Annotated in this window: 3 protein-coding genes and 2 pseudogenes; all 5 read left to right on the forward strand. The window is 61.4% G+C overall.

All coding sequences use genetic code 11. The annotated features are described in order from the left end of the window. A pseudogene (locus EOC06_RS22025) lies at window positions 1-477 on the forward strand (DNA primase); the annotation flags it as partial. A gap of 422 nt (window positions 478-899) precedes the next feature. Next, on the forward strand, window positions 900-2,921 hold the full coding sequence (gene rpoD, locus EOC06_RS22030) for an RNA polymerase sigma factor RpoD (protein WP_128308780.1): 2,022 nt from the start codon (window positions 900-902) through the stop codon (window positions 2,919-2,921). A gap of 180 nt (window positions 2,922-3,101) precedes the next feature. Beyond that, on the forward strand, window positions 3,102-3,392 hold the full coding sequence (locus EOC06_RS22035) for a GYD domain-containing protein (RefSeq protein ID WP_128308781.1): 291 nt from the start codon (window positions 3,102-3,104) through the stop codon (window positions 3,390-3,392). A gap of 108 nt (window positions 3,393-3,500) precedes the next feature. Next, the gene (locus EOC06_RS22040) at window positions 3,501-3,770 is read left to right on the forward strand and encodes a DUF333 domain-containing protein (protein WP_127326289.1); all 270 of its coding nucleotides are present in this window, start codon (window positions 3,501-3,503) and stop codon (window positions 3,768-3,770) included. Between the two features lie 92 nt (window positions 3,771-3,862). After that, a pseudogene (locus EOC06_RS43115) lies at window positions 3,863-4,103 on the forward strand (EamA family transporter); the annotation flags it as partial.

Here is a 4,103-nt window from a genome sequence, read left to right on the forward strand (position 1 = left end):
ATCATCGTGGCGTTGATCAACCATCCGGCGCTGATCGACGAGAATTTCGCCCATATCGAGTTCCTCGATCTCGCCAACTCCGACCTGAGGCGGCTGCATGCGGCAATCCTCGATGCAATGGCGCATGACATGGCCAATGACCGGCAGGCGGTGATTGCGATGATCGAACGCGCCGGCTGCGCCGAGATCTGGGAGCGGGCCGTCGGGCTGATCCGGCGGATGCGGCAATGGCCGGCGCTGGAGACCGCCGCCCTTGAAGATGCCCGCGATGCTTTCAGCCAGGCGCTGCACTTGCAGCGCAGCGCGCGCACCTTACATAAGGAACTGAAACAGGCGGAAGCGGCGCTCGCCACCGATCCCACAGACGAAAACTACCGGCATCTGATCGAAATTCAGGCGCAATTCCAGGATGTGCAGGCCACGGAAGCGCTGATCGAAGGGTTTGGCGTCTCCTCGGGCAGGGCTGGGCGAGCTTAGTTGGAAGCGAGTGAATTGAGAAAGCGTCGTTGCGCGTCCAAATGGCGCGTAACGGGCTAAGTCGGGTAATTGATTCGCTTTTTTCATGCGAATCATGCGAGAGCGCTTGACCTTCTGGCAGATTGGCGGAATCAGGACGATTCGAAACGTTAACCCGAACCCGCGTCGACGGGAAATAAGCGATGTGAGGTACTGGTCACTGGACAGGCAGCCCGCCTGCCACAGATATCAGGGTTAATCTGGACTTAATGCATGTCGCCCAAAAGGGGAAACCCGATTTGGGCAACGACATACACCAAACGAAACGAGTTGATGCAGTTACTGGCCCGGTGAAGCGCGTTTCATAAGCGAGCGCATCCGATTTGACTGGTCCGACAGCTTACGCGGCTTTGAAGTTCGGCCGCTAGGAGAAGATAAAGACTATGGCGACAAAGGAAAAGGAAGAGGTCGAAACCGAACGCGAAGGCGCCACCGATGGCCCTCTGCTCGACCTTTCCGATGATGCTGTCAAGAAGATGATCAAGGCCGCCAAGAAGCGCGGCTATGTCACCATGGACGAGCTGAATTCGGTGCTGCCCTCAGAGGAAGTGACCTCCGAGCAGATCGAGGACACGATGGCGATGCTGTCCGACATGGGCATTAACGTGGTCGAGGACGACGAGCAGGGCGAGGAGCCCGAGGCCGCCGACACCGCGGCCGATGCCGAGGAAGACGCCAACGAGTTGGCTGAGCAGACCGGCACCGCGGTCGCCGCCACCACCACCAAGAAAGAACCGACCGATCGCACCGACGATCCGGTGCGCATGTATCTGCGCGAGATGGGCTCGGTCGAGCTGTTGTCGCGCGAGGGCGAAATCGCCATCGCCAAGCGCATCGAGGCCGGCCGCGAGACGATGATCGCGGGTCTGTGCGAAAGCCCGCTGACCTTCCAGGCCATCATCATCTGGCGCGACGAACTCAACGAATCCAAGATCCTGCTGCGCGAGATCATCGATCTCGAAGCCACCTATGCCGGCCCCGAGGCCAAACAGGCGCCGGTGGTCGAGCGCGTCGAGGAAGCCAAGGTCGAGGACAAGCCGCGCCGTTCGCGCGACGACGAAGACGACATCACGAATGTCGGCGCCGATACGCGTGGGCTGACGGATGACGACGACGAAGACGAGGACGAAGCGAGCCTGTCGCTGGCCGCGATGGAAGCGGAACTCCGCCCGCAGGTGATGGAGACGCTCGACGTTATCGCCGACACCTACAAAAAGCTGCGCAAGCTGCAGGACCAGCAGGTCGAGAACCGTCTGGCCGCCGCCGGCACGCTGTCGCCCAGCCAGGACCGCCGCCTGAAGGAGCTCAAGGACCAGCTGATCAAGGCGGTGAAGTCGCTGTCGCTCAACACGGCGCGCATCGAGGCGCTGGTCGAGCAACTCTACGACATCAACAAGCGCCTGGTGCAGAACGAAGGCAAGCTGCTCAGGCTGGCCGAAAGCTACGGCGTGCGCCGCGAAGAGTTCCTGAAGGAATATCAGGGTTCCGAGCTCGACCCTAACTGGACGCGCTCGATCGGCAATCTGACCTCGCGCGGCTGGAAGGAATTCACCAAGAACGAGAAGGATGCGATCAAGGACCTGCGCACCGAGATCCAGAACCTCGCCACCGAAACGGCGATCTCGATCCTGGAATTCCGCAAGATCGTCAATCAGGTGCAGAAAGGCGAGCGCGAAGCGGCGATCGCCAAGAAGGAAATGGTCGAAGCCAATCTGCGCCTCGTCATCTCCATCGCCAAGAAATACACCAATCGCGGCCTGCAGTTCCTCGACCTGATCCAGGAAGGCAATATCGGCCTGATGAAGGCGGTCGACAAATTCGAATACCGCCGCGGCTACAAGTTCTCGACCTATGCGACGTGGTGGATCCGGCAGGCGATCACGCGTTCGATCGCCGATCAGGCGCGCACCATCCGTATTCCGGTGCACATGATCGAGACGATCAACAAGATCGTGCGCACCTCGCGCCAGATGCTGCACGAGATCGGCCGTGAACCGACGCCGGAAGAACTGGCCGAAAAGCTCGCCATGCCGCTCGAAAAGGTGCGCAAGGTCCTGAAGATCGCCAAGGAGCCGATCTCGCTCGAAACGCCGGTCGGCGACGAGGAGGATTCGCATCTGGGCGATTTCATCGAAGACAAGATGGCGATCCTGCCGATCGACGCGGCGATCCAGGCCAATCTGCGCGAGACCACCACGCGCGTGCTGGCCTCGCTGACGCCGCGCGAGGAGCGCGTGCTCAGAATGCGCTTCGGTATCGGCATGAACACCGACCACACGCTGGAAGAAGTCGGCCAGCAGTTCTCGGTCACCCGCGAGCGTATCCGCCAGATCGAAGCCAAGGCGCTGCGCAAGCTCAAGCACCCGAGCAGGTCGCGCAAGCTGCGCAGCTTCCTGGATAGCTGAGACTTACCGATGCAAAGAGTTCAAGGGCGCCGATGGCGCCCTTTTTTGTTGTGCGACGCACTCTTGCGGGCGAGACCCTTCGGGAGGATAATTCGGTGTCGGATGCATTTTCTGGGCGACAACCCGGATGCCCGCCCCGGCGAAGCCGCCGTGCTCCGTGGCCCCGGAGGGAGGTGTGCCATGACAAGCTACATCGTGCTGATGAACTGGACGGAGCAAGGTGCCAGGAACATACGCGAGTCACCGAAGCGGCTCGACGCCGCCAGAAGGCAACTGGGAGACATGGGCGGATCGTTCAAGACGTTCTACCTGACCATGGGCGAATACGATATGGTGGCTGTGGTCGAAGCGCCCGACGACGCCGTGCTGGCGCGCTTCTCGCTGATGCTGGCGGCAGCGGGCAATGTCAGGACGCGGACGCTGAAGGCCTTTCCCGAATTAGCCTACCGCGAGATCATCACCTCGCTCTGATAAAGGAATCGGCAGGGTTTCTCGAAGTCGCTGGTTGGTGCGGCCTGGTGGCGCTTTGCCGCAAGACGGGGCGCTTCGCCGTGATAGAATGCGGCCGGGGAGATCGCGATGAAGAAGGTTTCGATATTGGTCGCGAGCTTTGCCGCTTTGTCGTCGCTGCCGTTTTCCGCCGGCGCCAGTGCGCAAAAACCGGTCGGCATGGCCAATCCGGCATCCGTCCATTGTGGCGATATCGGCGGGCGCCTGGTGATCAGGAAGGACAAGGCCGGTAATGAATATGGATTCTGCGGCTTGCCCAATGGGCGCCTTTGCGAGGAGTGGGCGCTGTTTCGCGACAACAAGTGCGTCGGGCCGAAGGTGGCCATGCGCCGCAAGTGACACACCTGCCATCATAGGGTGAGATCATGTCCGAACCGCATTCCCATTCGCATCTGTGGCCCGGCGTGCCGCTCGCGCTTGGCTCGGCTGCTTTGTTCGGGGCGACGCCGCCGCTCAGCAAGCTGCTGCTCGATGGCGTCAATCCCTTCATGCTGGCCGGGCTGCTCTATCTCGGTGCTGGTCTTGGCCTCGCTCTGTACCGCCTGTTTCGGGGCAGGCAGGCCGCGGCCGGGGAGGCGCAACTGACCGCTGGGGATATTCCCTGGCTGGCGCTGGCGATCTGCATGGGCGCCGTCGTCGCGCCGGCGCTGCTGATGTTCGGCTTGACCCTCA

It is taken from the genome of Mesorhizobium sp. M7A.F.Ca.MR.362.00.0.0, assembly GCF_004023175.1.
Classification (GTDB): domain Bacteria; phylum Pseudomonadota; class Alphaproteobacteria; order Rhizobiales; family Rhizobiaceae; genus Mesorhizobium.